The sequence below is a fragment of the Aquimarina muelleri DSM 19832 genome, assembly GCF_000430665.1.
In the GTDB taxonomy this organism is placed as follows: Bacteria; Bacteroidota; Bacteroidia; order Flavobacteriales; family Flavobacteriaceae; genus Aquimarina; species Aquimarina muelleri.
The window spans coordinates 204,544-226,105 of record NZ_AUML01000003.1 but is presented as its reverse complement, the minus strand read 5'-3'; the positions used below and the strand labels follow the sequence as shown (position 1 = coordinate 226,105).

General features: G+C 30.7%; 6 protein-coding genes. 4 read left to right on the top strand and 2 right to left on the bottom strand.

Features of this window, described 5'->3' with window-relative positions; all coding sequences use genetic code 11:
• Nucleotides 1–68: 68 nt before the first annotated feature.
• Entirely contained in the window at nt 69–1,025 is a 957-nt protein-coding gene (locus H527_RS0103255; protein WP_027411376.1) for an MBL fold metallo-hydrolase, read from the top strand.
• Here the strand turns inward: H527_RS0103255 and purU are convergent.
• A complete protein-coding gene (purU, locus tag H527_RS0103250) occupies nt 1,020–1,874 on the bottom strand; it encodes a formyltetrahydrofolate deformylase (RefSeq protein WP_027411375.1) in 855 nt (284 codons plus the stop codon). The genes H527_RS0103255 and purU overlap by 6 nt on opposite strands.
• Before the next feature lie 280 nt (nt 1,875–2,154).
• On the opposite strand from purU, the gene H527_RS0103245 reads away from it, so the two are divergent.
• On the top strand, nt 2,155–5,601 hold the full coding sequence (locus H527_RS0103245) for a methylmalonyl-CoA mutase family protein (protein ID WP_027411374.1): 3,447 nt from the start codon (nt 2,155–2,157) through the stop codon (nt 5,599–5,601).
• Between the two features lie 615 nt (nt 5,602–6,216).
• On the opposite strand, the gene H527_RS0103240 is transcribed toward H527_RS0103245, so the two are convergent.
• Entirely contained in the window at nt 6,217–6,600 is a 384-nt protein-coding gene (locus H527_RS0103240; protein ID WP_027411373.1) for a hypothetical protein, read from the bottom strand.
• Nucleotides 6,601–6,831: 231 nt separating this feature from the next.
• On the opposite strand from H527_RS0103240, the gene H527_RS0103235 reads away from it, so the two are divergent.
• Complete coding sequence (locus H527_RS0103235) at nt 6,832–7,296, top strand: Lrp/AsnC family transcriptional regulator (RefSeq protein WP_027411372.1); 465 nt, start codon at nt 6,832–6,834, stop codon at nt 7,294–7,296.
• A 2,794-nt stretch (nt 7,297–10,090) separates the two neighbouring features.
• Nucleotides 10,091–21,532, top strand: coding sequence for a hybrid non-ribosomal peptide synthetase/type I polyketide synthase (locus tag H527_RS21340; RefSeq protein WP_035087278.1), 11,442 nt, complete (start codon nt 10,091–10,093; stop codon nt 21,530–21,532).
• The last annotated feature ends 30 nt before the right edge of the window (nt 21,533–21,562 follow it).

Here is a 21,562-nt window from a genome sequence, read left to right as displayed (position 1 = left end):
ATTTTCGAGGCAAGCCTCGAAAGGTGGTAAACTCATGATGAGAGTTAAAAAACAATAAATATAAGCAGATGAAACGAAACTTTATTTTTTTATTAGTATCTATTTTGATTATCTCCTGTAAAAGAGATAAAGTATCGATGAAAAGCAAATCCTTTTTACAGAACACAGCAGATACGTATATTGTTGTTTTAGGAGTGGCTCAGGATGGTGGTTTTCCTCATATAAATAATAGTAAAGAATTTGAAGCTGTTAAAGAAAATAAGGTTCATAAAGCGCTAGTTACATCTTTGGGGGTGGTCGATAAAAATAATAATAAGAAATTTATTTTTGAAGCCACACCAGATATGCCAGAACAATTATCGATTTTAGAAAGTGACCATTTAAAAAATAAAAATATAATAGATGGAGTGTTTTTGACTCATGCCCATATTGGACACTATACAGGGTTAATGTATTTTGGAAGAGAGGCAATGGGGGCAAAAAATATACCTGTGTATGCAATGCCAAGAATGCGATCTTTTCTTGAAAACAATGGCCCATGGTCACAATTAGTTTCTTTACAGAATATAACTATCCACCCGATAAAAACAGATGTTTTATTACAAATAACAGAAACCATACAGGTTACTCCTTTTTTAGTTCCCCATAGAGATGAATATTCAGAGACTGTTGGATATAAAATTATAGGTAGCAATAAAAAAGCACTTTTTATACCAGATATTAATAAATGGTCCTTCTGGAAAAAGGATATAGTAAAAGAAGTAAAAAAAGTAGATTATGCATTTATTGACGCAACATTTTTTAAGAATGGCGAGATCCCTAGACCAATGGCAGAAGTTCCGCATCCTTTTATAGAAGAAACTATCAAATTATTCAACAAAGAATCAAAAGAAGTAAAATCCAAAATTATATTTATTCACTTTAATCATTCTAATCCAATCTTACAAAAAGTGTCTAAAGAAAGAATAAAACTCGAAAAACAGGGATATCGTATTGCTAATACAGGAGATATTTTTTCTTTATGAAAAAATTACAGTCTTATTATTGTAAACGAGTACTTTTCTTTCAATATGATGTTTAATAGCACGGGATAATACTATTTTTTCAAGATCCCTGCCTTTAAGAATAAAGTCCTGTACATTGTGTATATGAGATACCCGAACAACCTCTTGCTCTATAATAGGTCCTTCATCCAAATCAGAAGTTACATAATGACTAGTTGCTCCAATGATTTTTACACCTCTTTCGTATGCAGAGTGATATGGTTTTGCCCCTGGAAATGCAGGTAAAAAGGAATGGTGTATGTTTATAATTTTATGTGGATATTGTGTTACAAAATTTGCAGAAAGAATTTGCATATACCTTGCAAGAACAATAAAATCGATCTTATGTTCTTTAAGAAGTTCTAATTGTTGTGATTCTGCTTTTTCTTTAGTAGCTTTTGTAACAGGGATATATGCGAACGGAACATTAAAAGCATCAGCTATAGGTTTAAGATCTTTGTGATTACTTATAATTACAGGTATTTTTACATTTAATTCTCCTGAAGCATATCTTCCTAAAATATCATAAAGACAATGATCATATTTAGAAACAAAAAGAGCCATTTTGGGTGTTTTCTCAGCATTATACATTTCCCAATGCATATGGTGGTTTTTAGCAACATTGGTAGTGAAAGATTTTTTAAATAAAGCTAGTTTCTTTTCGTCTTGATCGAATTCACATTCTAATCGCATAAAAAAACCTTTTAACTCATGATCTACATGTTGCTCCACATAGGTTGTGTTTCCTTTTTTTGCTAAAATAAAATTAGTAACAGTTGCAATAATTCCTTTTTTATCAGGACAGTTAATCAATACGATTGTTTTTTTCATTGTAGCATAAATTTAAGAGTATAAACTTACTACTATTGAAATCATTTTTAGTAATTACCTTAGTTTAGATTTCGATAATCTTCTTCTTTTTAGTAGATTATAAATTTAGAGAGTCGATACATGTATAATTGTCAAAAAAGCATAGATAATTTGCCTTAAATTTGAACTTAAAACAACGTAAAGATAAAATTGTATAAATAAATTATATAATTCTAAATAAACTCTCGTTTTTGATGCATATTTCGTAAATTGGCATCGTTAAATTCACTTTTTATTGATAATGGAACAAATAGCACCATATACCCCAAAGAATAAAGTAAGAATTGTTACTGCAGCCTCATTATTTGATGGTCATGATGCAGCAATAAATATTATGCGCCGTATTATACAATCTACAGGAGTAGAGGTTATACATTTAGGACATGATCGTAGTGTTGAAGAAGTAGTGAATTGCGCGATACAGGAAGATGCTAATGCAATTGCTATGACTTCTTATCAAGGAGGGCACAATGAGTATTTTAAGTATATGTATGATTTGCTAAAAGAAAAAGGAGCGACGCACATAAAAATATTTGGAGGAGGAGGAGGAGTAATCCTTCCAGAAGAAATTAAGGAATTAATGGATTATGGAATAACTCGTATATATTCTCCAGATGATGGTAGAGAGCTTGGCTTACAAGGAATGATTAATGATTTGGTACAAAGATCAGATTTTCCTGTAGGAGATAGTCTTAATGGAGAGGTAGATCATTTAGCTGAAAAACAAATAGGAGCAATTGCACGGGTTATTTCTGCGGCAGAAAACTTTCCTGAGATAGCAAAAGATGCTTTAGAGCAAATACATAAAAAAAATAAAACTTCAAAAACACCTGTACTTGGAATTACAGGAACAGGTGGAGCAGGAAAATCATCCTTGGTAGATGAATTGGTTCGTAGATTTTTAATAGATTTTCCAGAAAAAACCATTGGATTAATATCGGTAGATCCTTCTAAAAGAAAAACAGGAGGAGCACTACTTGGAGATCGAATTAGAATGAATGCAATTAACTCTCCACGAGTCTATATGCGCTCTCTGGCTACAAGACAATCTAATTTGGCATTATCCAAATATGTAGCACAAGCTATAGAGGTGTTAAAAGCAGCAGAGTTTGATTTAATTATATTAGAAACATCTGGTATTGGGCAATCCGATACCGAAATTTTAGAGCATAGTGATACATCTTTGTATGTAATGACTCCAGAATTTGGAGCAGCTACACAATTAGAAAAAATAGACATGCTGGATTTTGCAGATCTTGTAGCAATTAACAAATTTGATAAACGAGGATCTTTAGATGCGTTACGAGATGTAAAAAAGCAGTATGTTCGTAACCATAATTTATGGCATACACCACAAGAAGATTTACCTGTATACGGTACAATTGCTTCCCAGTTTAATGATCCTGGTATGAACACCTTATACAAAGCAATAATGGATAAGGTAGTAGAAAAAACGGGAGCAACATTAAAGTCAGGATTTGTTATCTCTAAAGAAATGTCTGAAAAAGTATTTGTTATTCCACCAAATAGAACGAGATATTTATCAGAAATCTCTGAAAACAACAGAGCTTATGATGATAAAGCAACAACACAAGCAATAGTAGCACAAAAATTATTTGGGATATTTCAGACCATATTATCTGTAGCAGAAATCCAATCCAACGGAACCGAAATATTGACAAAATCAGGGATTGATCAGGATCTTATTTTTAGTAATGTTAAGGAAGATTCCACCAAAGTTTTCCTAAATCTGCTATTGGATCAATTTGATAAAATAAAACTAGATCTGGATCCTTATAATTGGGAAATTATAATAAACTGGAAAGATAAAGTCCAAAAATATAAAGACCCTATTTACTCTTTTAAAGTTAGGGATAAAGAAATTAGAATAGATACACATACCGAATCTCTATCGCATACTCAAATTCCTAAAGTGGCATTACCAAAATATGAAGCTTGGGGAGATGTTTTAAAATGGTGTTTGCAAGAAAATGTACCAGGGGAGTTTCCTTATACCTCTGGATTGTATCCTTTTAAACGCACAGGAGAAGATCCAACCCGTATGTTTGCAGGAGAAGGAGGGCCAGAGCGAACCAATCGTCGTTTTCATTATGTAAGTTTAGGAATGGATGCAAAACGTCTTTCTACAGCTTTTGATTCTGTTACTTTATATGGAAACGATCCGGATTTAAGACCCGATATCTATGGTAAAATAGGTAATGCAGGAGTCTCTATTTGTTGTTTAGACGATGCTAAAAAATTATATTCAGGATTTGATTTAACCCATACAATGACATCGGTGAGTATGACTATTAATGGTCCTGCGCCGATGATGTTAGCATTTTTTATGAATGCAGCAATAGATCAAAACTGTGAAAAATATATTAAAGAAAATAATTTAGAGTCTGAAGTAGAAGCGAAAATTAAAGCTATCTATACCGAAAGAGGAACTGTACGTCCAGAATATCAAGGGGATCTGCCAGAAGGTAACGATGGTTTAGGATTGATGCTTTTGGGAGTTACAGGAGATCAGGTTTTGCCAGAAGATGTATATCTAGATATTAAAACACAAACATTAAATACAGTTCGAGGTACCATACAAGCAGATATCTTGAAAGAGGATCAAGCACAAAATACCTGTATTTTTTCTACAGAATTTGCATTGCGATTAATGGGGGATGTACAAGAGTATTTTATAAATAAGCTGGTTCGTAATTTTTATTCTGTTTCTATTTCAGGATATCATATTGCAGAAGCAGGAGCAAATCCAATAACCCAATTAGCATTAACCTTATCTAATGGTTTTACCTATGTAGAATATTATTTAAGCAGAGGAATGGATATTAATAAGTTTGGACCAAACTTATCTTTCTTTTTCTCTAATGGGATCGATCCTGAATATGCAGTTATTGGTCGTGTAGCTCGTAAAATATGGGCAAAAGCACTAAAAGGAAAGTACGGAGCGAATTCGAGAGCACAGATGTTGAAATATCATATCCAGACTTCGGGAAGATCCTTGCATGCGCAGGAAATTGATTTTAATGATATTCGAACAACATTACAAGCATTGTACGCGATCTATGATAACTGTAATTCATTGCATACCAACGCATATGACGAAGCAATAACCACGCCGACCGAAGAATCTGTACGTAGAGCAATGGCAATACAGTTAATTATTAATAAAGAACTGGGGTTAGCTAAAAATGAAAACCCAATACAAGGGTCTTTTATTATAGAAGAGCTTACGGATCTTGTAGAAGAAGCAGTTTTATTAGAGTTTGATAGAATTACGGAAAGAGGTGGGGTATTAGGAGCTATGGAGACTATGTATCAACGTAGTAAAATACAAGAAGAAAGCTTGTATTATGAAACGTTAAAACATAATGGAGAATTTCCGATCATAGGGGTAAATACATTTTTAAGCTCTAAAGGATCCCCTACGGTAACACCAGGAGAAGTAATTCGTGCAACCGAAGAAGAAAAAGAATATCAAATTAAAATGCTAAGTGAATTTCATAAAGGGAATTCTAAAGATACGGCAGCTCTTTTAAAAGATTTACAACAAAAGGCAATTACCAATCAAAATATTTTTGAAGCCTTAATGGAAGTTACAAAAAAATGCTCTTTAGGGCAGATTACTGCTTCTTTGTTTGAAGTAGGAGGGCAATATCGCCGTAATATGTAATGGTATACCTATTTCAAAATTAAATTGATAAAAAAACAACCAACATTTTATAGCTCAAAATGTTGGTTGTTTTCTTTTAAAGCTTAGGATGACATTTTCTTCATGATTTTTTCAATCTTCTTCATCATAAGTTACACACTGTTGTATTTTATACGTAGCTTCAAACATATAATCTTTGCTATAATTAGCTTCTAATATAGCGATGACTATTATAAAAAAGCTAAAGCTATAGTGGATGTAATACGATTTACGGATGAGAATTGCGTATAAATAATTGCAAAGGTTTTTCGCTAGATTGATGAATCAAATTAAAGAATAGTCATAGCTATTGTTTCATTTTATGAAGAAAATATAGTAGAAAAAGAATGCGATTATATGCGAGATTTTTATTCGTAAATCGTATAAAATATATTTCATGATTTTTGAATTCTGTTTTTTTATAGTATGTATTTTACAAAGCCAAATAGTTTTATTTAGTTTTGACTTCTAATAATACTTTTAATGGATAATCTACTAATTTGGAAACAAAACTTCTTAAGTGTTTTTTCAAACCTTTCAGAGGAGTTTTATAGCCTAAAACAAATTGTAATCATTGAGTATATATCATATAAAAGATTACAAAGTCATTCTCCAGGAACGCTGTAGACGTTTAAACTTGCGGAGTTCTTTACGTAAAAGAATTAAAAACTCTTTACCATTGCTTTCTGATTGCTCTAAACGTTCACAATGTTTATAAAGCCTGTTTGTGATATGAAACAAAGAAGTTGCATGTTTTATACGGTCATCCTGAAATATTTGATTTTCGGCACTTATAATTTTAGGAGCCAAAGCATCAGATTGTCTTATAATATCACCAGTAAAATAAATATGAGGATTTTCGCTCCCATTATTCTGTAATGGAGCTAAATCATGAATAAGATAGGTTGAGATATTTCTGGAAAGAGATAATATTTCGAGAGCTTTCTTATATAACCTTTTATTTCTTGGTTGTGATCTCATAACAATTAGTTATATCAAAAATAAAGCTATTTTTATTATTTTTTCTTTTTAATTTAAAGCTAATTGATTATTTTACCTTAATAATTAATGAATATCATTGTTTTTTATTTAGAAACAACAGTGTTTAGAATTTGAGTATATTACTATATTAAATTTATAGAGTAAAAATGTAATACTAGCTAAATGATTAGGGGTATTATAAAGTCAAGAATAATAATTAGATAGAATTGTATGAAAATAGATGTTAAAAATTGGGATATTATAAAGTGCTTACAAAAAAATGCAAGATTATCTAATGCCGAAATAGGAAGAAAAGTAGGCTTAAGTTCTCCAGCAGTAGCAGAAAGAATAAAAAAATTAGAAGACTATGGTATTTTAAAAGGATATATAGCAGAGGTATCTCATACTAAAACAGGATATCAATTAAAAGCAATGATAACCCTAAGAGCATTTATGGGGCGTTTACAACCTTTTTTGATTAAAGTATCCGAGTTTAAAGAAGTTATAAATTGTTATAGGATTACAGGTAATGAAAACATAATAATGGAGGTAGTTTTAAAAGATCAAATACATTTACAAGAATTTATAGATAGGTTAATCACTTATGGAGAAGTGAAAACACATATAATACTTTCTAATCTTATAGAAAATAATCCAATTACAAATTATACACAATTAGATCGTGTCAAAATTTGATCTCTAATATAGAGGTAAATTTTAAGTAAGCACATTCTTATAATTTTTTTCTACAGTACGTCTATATTTATTTCTGAGACATTTATTTTTATTTCCATTTCTAAGCATATCCCTTTATATAGATTCAGGTTTTTTAATTAATATAAAAATACGATAAACATGAAAAAATAAAATAGTTCATCAATGTTGGGTGAAAACTTAAAAAACAATCTTTTTTTTGAATTTTTATTTTCAATTTAAACTGAAAAATGAGTATTTTGTGTATTTCATCTATTTTATATGTTTTTTATCGTAATTTTTTTTGTTTTAATAGTTTTTTTACATTACATTTACAACATAATAAAAAACTTGATGTATGATAAAAAACTAACATTTTAGCTCGTATGACGATATGGATTTAAAATATTAGTTTGGAATACATCAGGGTCGAATTAAGTGTGAGGACATTAGTAAAAAGACCCCGAATCTTGAACTAAAGAGAGTACATAATTTTGCCCTAAATATTAAAAGCACTCTTTAGCTAAAGAGTGCTTTTAATATTTATACCAACCTTAAACTATCATCTTCAGATAAAAGAACAAATTTTGATTCACAATAAATTTAGAATTTTCTTTAAGACATATAAAATGGTTTATTGTCTATTATAGTTTAGGAGTGGATTCTTATAATTTTTTTCTACAGTACGTCTATATCTATTTCTAAGACATTTATTTTTATTTCCATTTCTAAGCATATCTCTTTATATAGATTCAGGTTTTTTAATTAATATAAAAATACGATAAACATGAAAAAATAAAATAGTTCATCAATGTAGGGTAAAAACTCAAAAAACAATCTTTTTTTTGAATTTTTGTTTTCAATTTAAACTGAAAAGTGAATATTTTGTGTATTTCATCGATTTTATATGTTTTTTATCGTAATTTTTTTTGTTTTAATAGTTTTTTTACATTACATTTACAATATAATAAAAAACTTGATGTATGATAAAAAACTAATATTTTAGCTCGTATGACGATATGGATTTAAAATATTAGTTTGGAATACATCAGGGTCGAATTAAGTGTGAGGACATTAGTAAAAAGACCCCGAATCTTGAACTAAAGAGAGTACATAATTTTGCCCTAAATATTAAAAGCACTCTTTAGCTAAAGAGTGCTTTTAATATTTATACCAACCTTAAACTATTATCTTCAGATAAAAGAACAAAATTTGATCCACAATAAATTTAGAATCTTCTTAAGACATATAAAATAGTTTATTGTCTATTATAGTTTAGGTGTCGATTCTTATACGATTTACGGATGAGAATTGCGTATAAATAATTGCAAAGGTTTTTCGCTAGATTGATGAATCAAATTAAAGAATAGTCATAGCTATTGTTTCATTTTATGAAGAAAATATAGTAGAAAAAGAATGCGATTATATGCGAGATTTTTATTCGTAAATCGTATTATAGGTTATCTTATTTTAAATTTCTTATCAAATAAGATAAATTTATCTTTAATATTGATAGATTCAATAGGAAGTTCAGAAACACCAACATCTTTATTTAAATCATTTTTTTATGATGGAGAGACGGCTAAATAAGAGATAGAATCTTAGTAGCTAAGAATGTGTATTCTTGAATTTTCTGTAGATATTACCACGTAAATTCAAGAGGATAGATGTGTTATTTAAAGTAATTTAAATTTGATGATCCACTATATTTAATATAGAAACAATTTTTAAAGATTCCTTTTGGTTAGCCGAGTGTTATTTATTTGTTAATTGTTTTTAGAAACAAGCATTGAAATATTTTTAATATATTGATAAACAGTAATTTGATTATGGTTACTTTTATGTTTATGGTTTAACCGTAATTTTTCTATTTATTAAGATTTGTATATTTGGAAAAACTTTTAGATTTAGAGTAAAGAGAGAAAGATTTATTCTTAATAGCTTATTAGGATTATTTACTCCTTATTTTTTGTAAAAAGACTAATTGAATGAAATGATTTTCTACTTAATTAGTCTACTATTCAACATTATTTTTTATAGATAATATTGATTCATGAAATTCTTGAAAAATAGAAAAAATTGTGAGTCAAATGGCGAAGCCTTTCCAATAATCAAGTAACTTTTAATCAATATACTTAATATAATAATATCAAGAATAGTGATACTAATTAGTAGTATTTAGTGTGTATACGTTTATACTACAAAAAGGAAAATCAAAAAACAGATAGAGTAATAAAAATACGATAGATAAGATTAAAGACTATGAAGTAGAATCAAATAATATTTTTATAAAAAGAACATTGCAGTATAAGTATTAAGTTTCAATCAAGAGCTTAAAGTAAATAAACTTAAACAAATAGAGCAATTAAAATTATAAAGTATAAATTTCGAAAATATCATGCATATTGGTTCAATTACCCAAAATATTATAGCCATGATATTTATTACATTTATTCTAAACTTAGGGTAGTTTAAAATATTTATTTCATCTATATCTTATAACATCATCTACTTATTAAAGTGATATAATAATGATGTTATAATAAAAATTTCATTTTTCATTTTTCAGTAGAATTTTACTTTGAATATTAGGTTATTCAGGATTTAATATTTCTGCTTTTATTTATGACCAAGAGGATAATATCCTGCAAGTCATTCAAGCTATATTATACTATTTATTTCTTTAAAATCTACTTCTTAGACTATATAGAAGTAATATTTAGACATTTTTTAACTGATCCGAAAGAATGTTTAACAACAACAATAGAATCCACTTAAAGAACAAACAATTTTTAAAATGTCATACACAAATCAGATATTTAAGAATACTCAGGAGGCAAAAACATTAATACAAGTATTCGAAAATCATTTAACACAATCTCCAAATAAGGTTTTATACCGTTTTTTGTTAGATGGAGAGGCAGAAAGTGATTCAAGAACTTATCTAGAACTATATAATAGATCTAAAAGAATTGCTTCTCATATTTTGATTCATGTAAATCCAGGGGATCGAGTCTTATTATTATACCCTTCAGGGTTAGATTTTGTAGATGCTTTTTTTGGTTGTATGCTAGCAGGTGTTATTGCAGTTCCCGCTTTTCCTCCTCAAGGAAAACGAAGAATAGGTAGACTAGAGAAAATTGTTTCTGATTGTGATGCTAATCTAATCATGACTACAGAAGATATCTATAGTAAGAGTAATAGTTGGTTTGATAATAATGAGGTTTTTGCAAAAGTAGAATGGCTTAAAACTAATGTTTTAGAAGAAGATATAGATAAAAAATTTCCTTTGGTTAATGAAGAAGATGTAGCATTTCTTCAATATACATCAGGTTCTACTGGCGATCCTAAAGGGGTTATGGTTACCCATTCTAATATTATTCATAATAGTAAGCTTATCCAAAATTGTAATCATCATACCTCACAAACTATAGGGGTTAGCTGGTTACCAATTTATCATGACATGGGGCTTATAGGAAACATTCTTCAATCTTTCTATGTAGGTTTTGAGATGATTATTATGCCACCAACAGCATTTGTTCAAAAACCTGTTAAGTGGCTAAAAACAATTTCTAAATATAAAGCTACATTAAGTGGTGGTCCTAATTTTGCCTATGATCTATGTGTAAATCAAATTAAAAAGGAAGATCTTATTGGGATAGATCTAAGTAGTTGGCTTATTGCTTACAATGGATCAGAGCCTATTCGTACAGAAACTATGGGTAATTTTGCAGATAGTTTCGAACACTTGGGTTTTCAAAGGACTTCTCTAACGCCGTGCTACGGAATGGCAGAAACAACTTTGATAGTTAGTTCTTGTGTTTTTAAAAAAGTTCCTGAAACTTTAAAGCTAGATAAAGCTAATTTTAGTTCTGGTAAAATCGCCCTTTTTAACGAAAAAACTCCAGAAGCAGATCTAATAGAATTTGTGGGTAACGGGCCTGTTTTAGAAGACTTAGATGTTATAATAGTTAACCCTGATACAAAACAAGCCTGCGAGGCAAATGCTATAGGTGAAATATGGATTAGTGGCCCTAGTGTTACTAAAGGGTATTGGAATAAGAAAGATCTATCTAAGGAAATATTTTCTGCATATATTCGAGATAATAAAAACATAGTAGATAAAAATAAAGGGCCTTATTTAAGAACAGGAGATATGGGTTTTTTAAATAAGGGACAGCTTTATATTTCGGGTCGTCTAAAAGAAATGATGATCATTAATGGAGTAAATCATTTTCCACAAGATATTGAACAAACAGTACAACGTTCTCATTCAGATTTACAAAATAATGCAGGTGCTATATTTTCTATAACAGTAGATGGAAAAGAGCAATTAGCAATGGTACAGGAAATCAAAAGAACTAGTATACGAAGTTATGATTTTGGAGCAATAATAAAATCTATATATGAATCCGTCTTTCAGGAGCATGAATTAGCAATACACAGTATTGTTTTAGTGAGTCCAGGTAATGTTCCTAAAACATCAAGCGGAAAAATAAAACGAGTAGCTACAAAAATAGTATTCGAATCAGATACTATAAGTGGAGTTATTGATCGATGGGTAACAGGAGAAGTTATTAAAGAAAAAAAGAAATCATCCGTTAAGAATAAACAAGAACCCAAAACAACAGATCACTCTGCGGATTTACTTAAAGAATGGTTGCAAAAGACAATTAGTGAAGAATTAAAAATAGATATATCTAGGGTAAGTATTTATAAATCTTTTGCCGAGTTAGGTATTACCTCAATACAAGGAATTCGCTTGTCAGGAATGTTGTCAGAATTTATGGGAGAAGAAATATCTCCAGTATTAATTTACAGTTATCCTGATATCAATAGCTTAGCTAATTATTTAAAAAACATACCCGAGATATCTGATTCAAATGAGATAAGGCCTGATGTTTTATCTAAAAATGAACCTATTGCCATAATCAGTATGGCATGCAGGTTTCCTGGAGCAAATACCATTGAAGAATTCTGGGAAAATTTGAAATCAGGAAAAGACGCAATAACAGAAGTGCCTATAACCAGATGGGATATAGATAAATATTACAAAGATACTACCGATGGATATAATATGAATACCCGTTGGGGAGGGTTTATAGACGATGTAGATATGTTTGACGCTTCGTTTTTTGAGATCTCACCCAGAGAGGCAAAATTTATGGATCCCCAACAGCGTATTTTACTAGAGTTAAGTCATGAATTGATAGAGAGAGCAGGATATATCCCATCAGACTTGAAAGGTACAAAAACAGGTGTTTATATAGGAGTAGAGCAAGTCGACTATAGTACAATTATAAAAGATACAGCAAAAGATGTCTATTCAGGAGCAGGTCTCGCTTTGAACATGACTTCAAACAGGTTATCCTATTTCTATGATTTCCGAGGGCCAAGTATATCAATAGATACTGCTTGTTCGGCTTCTTTAACAAGTATTCATATGGCTGTTAAGGATATTCGAAATGGCGAGTCAACTATGGCTATTGCAGGAGGAGTAAATCTATTACTGTCTCCAGATGTTACAGTTGCATTATCCCAAGCAAATATGATGTCTAAAGATGGTAGATGCAAAACTTTTGATGATTCTGCTAATGGATATGTACGTAGCGAAGGCTGTGGTTTGGTATTATTAAAATCACTATCTAAAGCCATAGAAGATGGAGATAAAATAGAAGGAATTATAAAAGGATCTGCTGTAAATCAAGATGGTAGAAGTAATGGGTTAACCGCTCCTAACGGATTAGCACAAGAAAATGTTATTAAAACAGCTTTAGAATCAGCAAATATTGAACCCAACGAAATAGTTTATGTAGAAGCTCATGGAACAGGTACTCCTTTGGGAGATCCAATAGAGATTAATGCACTTAATAATGTATATCGAAAACAAAAGAGCGAAACCAATCCATTAATTGTAGGATCTGTTAAATCAAATATTGGACATTTAGAAGCAGCAGCGGGAATAGCAGGGGTTATTAAGTCCATATTGTGTTTGAAATATCGCCAGATTCCAAAACAATTGCATTATAAAACCCCTAATACTAATATTAATTGGGGTACACTTAATGTAGTGATTCCTGACAAACATTTAGAATTAAAAGAAAAAGAAAATAGTAGCATAAAAGCAGGAGTAAGTTCTTTTGGGTTTGGAGGAACAAATGCGCATATTATATTAGAAGAAGCTCCAATAAAAAAAGAAAACTTTAGCGAGGATAGGATATCACGTTCTCTGGAATTGATACCATTATCAGGAAAAAATAAAGAAGCACTGAATTCTCAAATAGAGAATTTATCAAAATATATAGAAGTCAATCCAGAGTTATCTTTAAGAGATTTAGCATACAGTTTATCAGTCACCAGAAGTCATTTTTCAAATCGAATAGGAATCCTTTCTAAAGACATAGAAGATCTTAAAGAAAAGCTTAATAATAAAGAAGAATTTCTATTAGAAAAACCCAAAAATATAGCTACACTATCAACAGCATTTTTATTTACAGGACAAGGCTCTCAGTATATAAATATGGGGAAATCTCTTTATCAAAGTGAACCTGTTTTTAAAGAAACATTACACCAGTGTGCATCTATATTGAAAGCTTATTTAGAAGAAGATATTGTATCAATTTTATTAGCAGATGCAGAAAATGAAAAAGGAGCACTATTAAACCAAACACTATATACACAACCTATATTATTTTCTCTAGAATATGCACTCTATAAATTATGGGAAAGTTGGGGAATAGAACCAGATGTATTGCTAGGACATAGTGTTGGAGAATTGGTAGCAGCATGTATAGCAGGCGTGTTTTCTTTAGAAGAAGGATTAAAATTAATTGCTGCAAGAGGACGTTTAATGCAAGAATTGCCAGAAGTAGGAACAATGGCGTCATTACAATGTGGGGTAACAGCAGTATCAGAATTTATTGAAATACATAAAGAAAAAGTTAGTCTTGCAGGAATCAACAGCCCTAATCAAACAATTATATCAGGAGATAAAGAAACAGTATTTGCTATATGTGAAGCTTTAGCAATAAAAGGAATACAGTATAAAGAGCTAAAAGTTTCTCATGCTTTTCACTCTCCACTAATGAAACCAATGCTCGCCGAATTCAAAAAAGTAGCTGAAACAATAAATTATAAAAAACCAGCAAAGAAATTAATAAGTAATGTTTCAGGAAAACTTGCAGGAGATGAGATTATAACAGCAGATTATTGGGTAACACATATTAGTGCACCCGTAGATTTTTTACAAGGAATGCAGACATTAGAAACACGAGGTGTTAATGTGTATGTAGAAATAGGTCCCCACCCTGTATTAATCTCCTTAGGAAAACAATGTGTACTAGATGATACTAAAGCTATATGGGGAGCTACGATGAGAAGAGGTAAAAGTGAGGATTCAGAGCTACTAAAATGTATTAACACAGTATATCAAGCAGGAAAGAATATAAACTGGCAATCCTTTTATAAAGGGAGAACAGCAAAAAAGATATCATGTCCAACTTATGCTTTTCAAAGAAAAAGACATTGGATTCAAGAAAATGGTATTGTACAAAAAGAACTAGACGTTAATCAAATCCTAAAGGAAAACCAACAAATGACTACTACAAGTAAAATTTCTAACGATATAGAAAAACGTTTAAAAGAAATTATTTCGGGATCATTGCAAATGAATGCAGATGAAATTTCTTTACATGATCCGTTATTACAATTAGGAGCAGATTCTCTTGTCTTATCTGAAATTGTAACCAAAATTAAAAAAGAGTATAAAGTAGAGTTGCCTATTCGAAGATTATTTGATGATTTAACAAATCTAGCCTCTATTATTAAATATATCATAGAAGAAACTGTTTTGGAAGACGAAATGATATCTAATCCAACAGTAAATTCTAATCTAGATCAAAGTTCAATAGTAAATAGTTCTGGTAATACAAATAACAATATTAATGTATCTGTAAATAAAGAAATTGGTAATGATGCCCTACAGGTATTAGTGGGACAATTCGCTACTCAAAACCAACTATTAATGCAGCAGTTTGAATCACAGAATAAACTGCTAATGCAATTTGGAAATATAACTATGCAGGAGAGTACCGTTGGAGTTACACAAGTATCTTCTAAGGGGGCAGAAACAAAAACTATAATTTCAGAACAAAAGAATAAGTCTACAGATATACAAGAAACTATTCATATCAAAGGAAAAAAGATATTACCCTCTTTTGATGAGCAGTATTTGTTCTTTGGAGAATTGCCAAAAAATCAAGAGTTACAACTGCCAGATCTGATAGATAATTATACAGTTAAAACACAAAAATCTAAGTCATATGCAGTAGATTATCGTAAGGTCTTAGCAGATTATCGCTCTAGCTTTAGGTTTAAAATTGCCACCAAAGAAATGATTTATCCTATAGTAAATGATACAGCTTCGGGATCTAGGTTTATAGATATAGACGGTAATGAATATATTGATATTGTAAATGGATTTGGCTCCTGTATTTTTGGACATCAACCAGATGATATTATAAAAGCGATCGAAGTGCAATTGCATGAGGGAATTAATATCGGGCCATTACCAAAACTATCGGGAGAGGTGGCAAGCTTAATAACAGAACAGACAGGAATGGAAAGAGTTTGTTTTGCTAATACAGGAACAGAAGCTATATCCTTTGCAATGCGTTTTGCTAGAAATGTAACAGGAAAAAAGAAGATTGTTAAATTCACAGGGTCATATCACGGGCATTCAGAAATTGTACTCGGAGCGAATGGAGAGATAGAAAACACCATAGAGCCTATGACACCTGGAATTACAAAAAAAATGGTAGAAGATCTAATTGTATTAGATTATAATGATGAGGATCTCATTCAAAAAATAAAGAATAATGCGAGCGAGATTGCAGGAATTATTATAGAGCCTGTAAGAAGCAGATACCCGGGGATTCAGCCAAAAGAGCTATTAAAAGAATTGAGGAGGTTGACAAAAGAGTTAGATATTCCGCTGATATTCGATGAAATAATTACTGGATTTAGAATAATGCCAGGAGGAGCCCAAGAATATTTTGGGATAAAGGCTGATATGGCTACTTATGGTAAAATACTTGGCGGCGGAATGCCAATTGGTGCTGTGGCTGGATCAAGTAAGTATTTAGATTCTGTAGATGGAGGAATATGGTACTACGGAGATGAATCTTACCCAATGGAGAATAGAACTTTTGTAGCGGGTACTTTTACAAGACATCCATTAGCAATGGCAGCTGCTAAGGCAGTACTTAATAAAATAAAAAAGATAGGACACGACGGATATTTAGAACTAAATAGAAAAACCAAAGATTTAGTAGATCGGTTAAATAATTTTTTTAAACAGGAAGCCTTACCAGTTGAGATGGTATGCTTTGGATCCTTATTTTCATTTAAGTATAAAAATGATTTTGAACTATTATTGTTCCATTTGTTAGAAAGAGGCATTTATGCATTACCTTCAAATAATTATTTTTTAACCTTTGCGCATACAGATGAAGATATAACTCGTATATATGAAGCTATCTGTGAAAGTGTTTATATTACTCATAATTCCGATAGGTATGTATCTTCCTCAATTACATCATTAGAAGACAAAAATGCATTACAATTAGAAAAAGGGATTGTTTCATCACCAGTTACATTAACTCAAGAAAAGTTTAACCTATTATATCAAATTGACCCACAGCGATCCTTAGCATACATGCAATCTTTTGGGATTCAGATTACAGGTAGTATGAATGTACCTGTTTTAGAAAAAGCAATCCAACATATTATTCAGGATCATCAAATTTTACAAAGTAAAATTTCAGAAGATGGAAAAAGATTATTATTTGATCCATCTATGGAGTTAGTATTGAAACACATAGATATATCTGAAGAACCAAAAGAAAAACAAGAACAAAAATATAAAGAATTAGTAGAAGAAAACCTAAACACAACTTTCTCTTTTTCAGAAGGGCCATTAATACGATTATTTTTAGTTCGCTTTTCTGATGAAGATTTTACTTTGTTTATAGTGATGCATCACATAATTGCAGATGGTTGGTCTTGTGCAATAATTATTAGAGAACTGGTTCATAATTATAATACTTTAATGAATGGCCAACCTCATGTACCATCGATAAAAATACAGTTTTCAGAATATGTAAAATGGTATAAAAGAAAGCAACAAACCAAAGCATGGAAAGATCATGAAGAATATTTGCTGAATAATTTTTCAGGAAAGACATTATACTTGAACTTACCTTTTGAAACTAATGTTTTGAAAGCAGGAAATACAAGTGGCTCCCAAGTTATACGAATTGAATCAGGTAAGGTTGATTTGTTGAAAACATGGAGCAGAGAACAAGGGCTTACTTTATTTATGACATTCTTGGCTACTTTTGAGTTAGTACTTTTTAAATTAAGTAAACAAAAAGAACTTGTCATAGGACTACCCGTAGGAGGAAGATCTATGTCTGATATAGATAAAACTATAGGAGATTTTTCACACTATATTCCTTTGGCGTCATCCTACGATGATAAAGCCGTATTGTCCTTATATTTTGTAGAATTAAAACGTAGACTATTTGATGCGTATGAGCATCAAGACTATCCATTTGCACATTTTGTAGAATTGTTGCAGAGAGAAACTAGTATTAGTAACGATAATTTTATCAATACCATTATAAATTTTGATGTAAGCATCGGAGAACTAGAAATGAAAGATGTTTCCTTAAATCTACAAGAGTATAAACCACTGTATAGTGATTTTGATCTTATTCTTAATGTTATAGAAGATAATGCAGAACTGATAATAAGTCTGGATTATCGTAAGTCTTTTATAAGCGATGCGATAGCATTAGAATTTCTAGATACTTATACCACTGTATTGAATCAAATCACGAGCGGTTCTGATCCAACATTACAGCAAATAAACTTACTATCTGATAAAAAAATAACGCAGCAATTGGTTCATTTTAATGAAACAGCAGTTGAATATCCAAAAGATAAATCGATACTAAGTTTATTTAAGGATCAAGTACATAAAACACCAGATAATATTGCGGTAGTTTATAAGGAAAAGACAGTAACATATACAGAATTAGATGAGCAGTCGAATCAATTAGCTCACTATTTGATAAAAAAAGGAGTTACTTCAAAAGATTTAGTTGCAATTTGTATGGATCGGTCTTTAGAAATGATTACTGGGGTGCTTGCAATTCTAAAGGCAGGTGGAGCATATGTGTCTATTGATCCGGATTATCCTTTGGATCGAATTCATCATATAATAGAAGACAGTAAAGCATTGTTTTTTGTAACTACTAAGTCATATAAAAAACTAATCACCAATGATAAGGTAACCATTATAGCAATAGATACAGAGGCTTCAAAAATAAAGAAAGCTTCAAAAACAGTACCAGACATAGTTATAAATTTAGACCAACCAGTGTATGTTATTTATACTTCAGGTTCTACAGGAAAACCAAAAGGAGTAGTAATTACTCATGCCAATTTATTGAATATGGCAATGTGCTGGAAACGAAAGTACCAGTTAGATGAGAACCTCCGTTTATTACAAATGGCAAGTTTTTCATTTGATGTTTTCTCAGGAGATTTATGCAGAGGGTTATTGTCTGGAGGACAATTAATACTTTGCCCATCAGATACTAGACTAGATCCAGAAGCACTATATAAAGTAATAGAAACTTCAAAAGTTAATTTTTTAGAAATAACCCCAGCATTAGCAGTCCCATTAATGGATTATATTTATGAAAATTCATTAGATATATCTTGGATGAAATTACTGGTTTTAGGATCAGATGTTTGTTCTGTATTTGATTTTGATACATTGAATAAGCGTTTTGGAAGTTCTATGCGGATTTTAAACAGTTACGGTACTACAGAAAGTACTATTGATAGTTCTTATTTTGAATTAGATAATACAGAAGGTTTTAATGATTTGATTCATGTTCCGATAGGAAAACCATTAGATAATACTAGTTTTTATATTCTTGATGAATCACAGGAGTTGGTGCCAATTGGAGTTGTAGGAGAATTATATATAGGAGGAGAAGGATTAGCAAAAGAATACCTGAATAAACCAGCATTAACCATGAGCAAGTTTATAGCACATCCTTTTAATCCAAAAGAGCTAGTGTATAAAACGGGTGATCTGGCACATTGGTTACCAGATGGAAATATGGTATTTGTAGGAAGAAAAGATAATCAGGTAAAAATAAGAGGGTATCGAATAGAATTAGGAGAGATAGAAAGTGTATTATCTCAAGAACCTATAGTAAAGAGTTGTTGCGTATTGGCTAAAGAGGATTCTTCTGGAGGTAAACGTTTAATCGCTTATGTAGTAACAAAAGATCCATTAGATAAACAAGCCCTAGAAGAACATCTAAAATCTAAGCTGCCAGAATATATGATACCTAGGTTATGGGTTGAATTAAACAAAATGCCACTTACTCCTAATGGAAAAATAGATAAAAAAGGTTTGCCTGATCCAGATTTTTCAAAAGTTTTTGGTAAAGAAAACAGTATTCCTAAGAATCAAACAGAAGAAAAACTTGTAGAAATATGGAAAGAGGTTTTATCGTTCACAGAAAAACAAATAGTAAATGCAATTCCATTAGATGTAAGTTTTTTTGAAATCGGTGGAGATTCTCTTAGAGCAGGACTTATTGCAGCCAAAATAAAAAAGCAATTCGATGTAGAAATACCTATCGCAATGTTTTTTACAAACTCCTCTATTACTTCTATAAGTAATTTTATTATCCATTCAAAAACAAGTAAAAGTCAGGAAATACAACCTGTTAAACCCCAAGATTTTTATGAAGTATCAGCCGCACAAAAAAGGATGTTTTTTGTGCATATGTTAGAAAAAGAAAGTCTAGCGTACAATGAGTTTTTTGCTTTAACAATTCAAGGAACATTAGATGTTGATCGTTTTCAAGATGCATTATCAAAGTTGATAGAATTACAAGAATCTCTTAGAACAGTATTTAGGTTAGAAAAAGGAATACCTGTTCAGGTAATTAAGAAAGAAGTGGTAATACCTCTAAAAGCTGAAGAGATCATATTATCTAACGATATAAGTGTAGAAGAAGCAGAAAAAGTTATTCAGCGTAAAATACATGAGTTTATTCATCCTTTTGACCTAGAAAAAGGTCCTTTACTTAGGGTAAAACTACTCCAAATACAAGGTAATTGGGAGGTTGTTGATAGAAAACTGGTTAAAACTACAGTTAGCAAGAGTCCAATATGTTTGTTTTTGATAGATATGCATCATATCATTACAGATGGGTATTCATTCAATATATTTTCAAAGGATATTTTAAAGTTATATAATGGAGAGGAGTTACCAAAACTAACAATACAATATAAAGATTATGCATTCTGGAATAATCAATTAAAAGAAAGTAAAACGTACCAAAAACAAGAAAAATATTGGGTTTCTAAATTCGAACAACCTGTAGCGTCATTACGATTGCCATATGATTTTCCTACTCCAGAAAATACTACTACCAAAGGTCTAGATTATATTTTTGAGATAGATGAAGAATTAACAAAAGAAATTAAGGATTTTGGAAATGAAAACAAAACAACCTTATTTATCACATTATTATCTGCATACTACATTTTATTACAAAGCCAAAGTTTACAAGAAGATATAGTCATAGGATTTCCTGTAGCAGGCAGACCCGTTTCTGAATTGCATGATATTATTGGTATGTATATAAACATGCTAGCATTGCGAAATTTTCCTGAGGAAGATAAAGATTTTTTAAAATTTCTAAACGAAGTAAGACAAAGTGTTATAGAAGCATTAGAAAATCAGGAGTATCAATTTGAAGATTTAGTAAAGAATCTTGGACTTCATGAAAACTCTAGTAATAACCCATTATTTGATGCAGCCTTTGTGTTACAAAGCACTAATAGCGAATCTGTTGTTGGAGATAGCTTTAAGGCTATTCAATATCAATTCCCAATTGGGAAATCAGCTTTTAATTTAACATTAGAAGCAGAAGAGATTGGTGGAAAAATCGAATGTAGATTTGAATATCGAACGCAATGTTTTAAACAAGAAACAATCAAGGTGTTTTCAGAAAATTACATAAATATTTTGAAAAGATTGTTAAAAGATCCTTCTAAGCCAATTAGTGCTATTGGAACAGAAAAAGGAAAACGCTTAATGGCTATGTCAATAGACGAAGAATCAGGAAGTTTTAATTTCTAAGAGATGTCCAAACATTTCTAGCCTAACTCA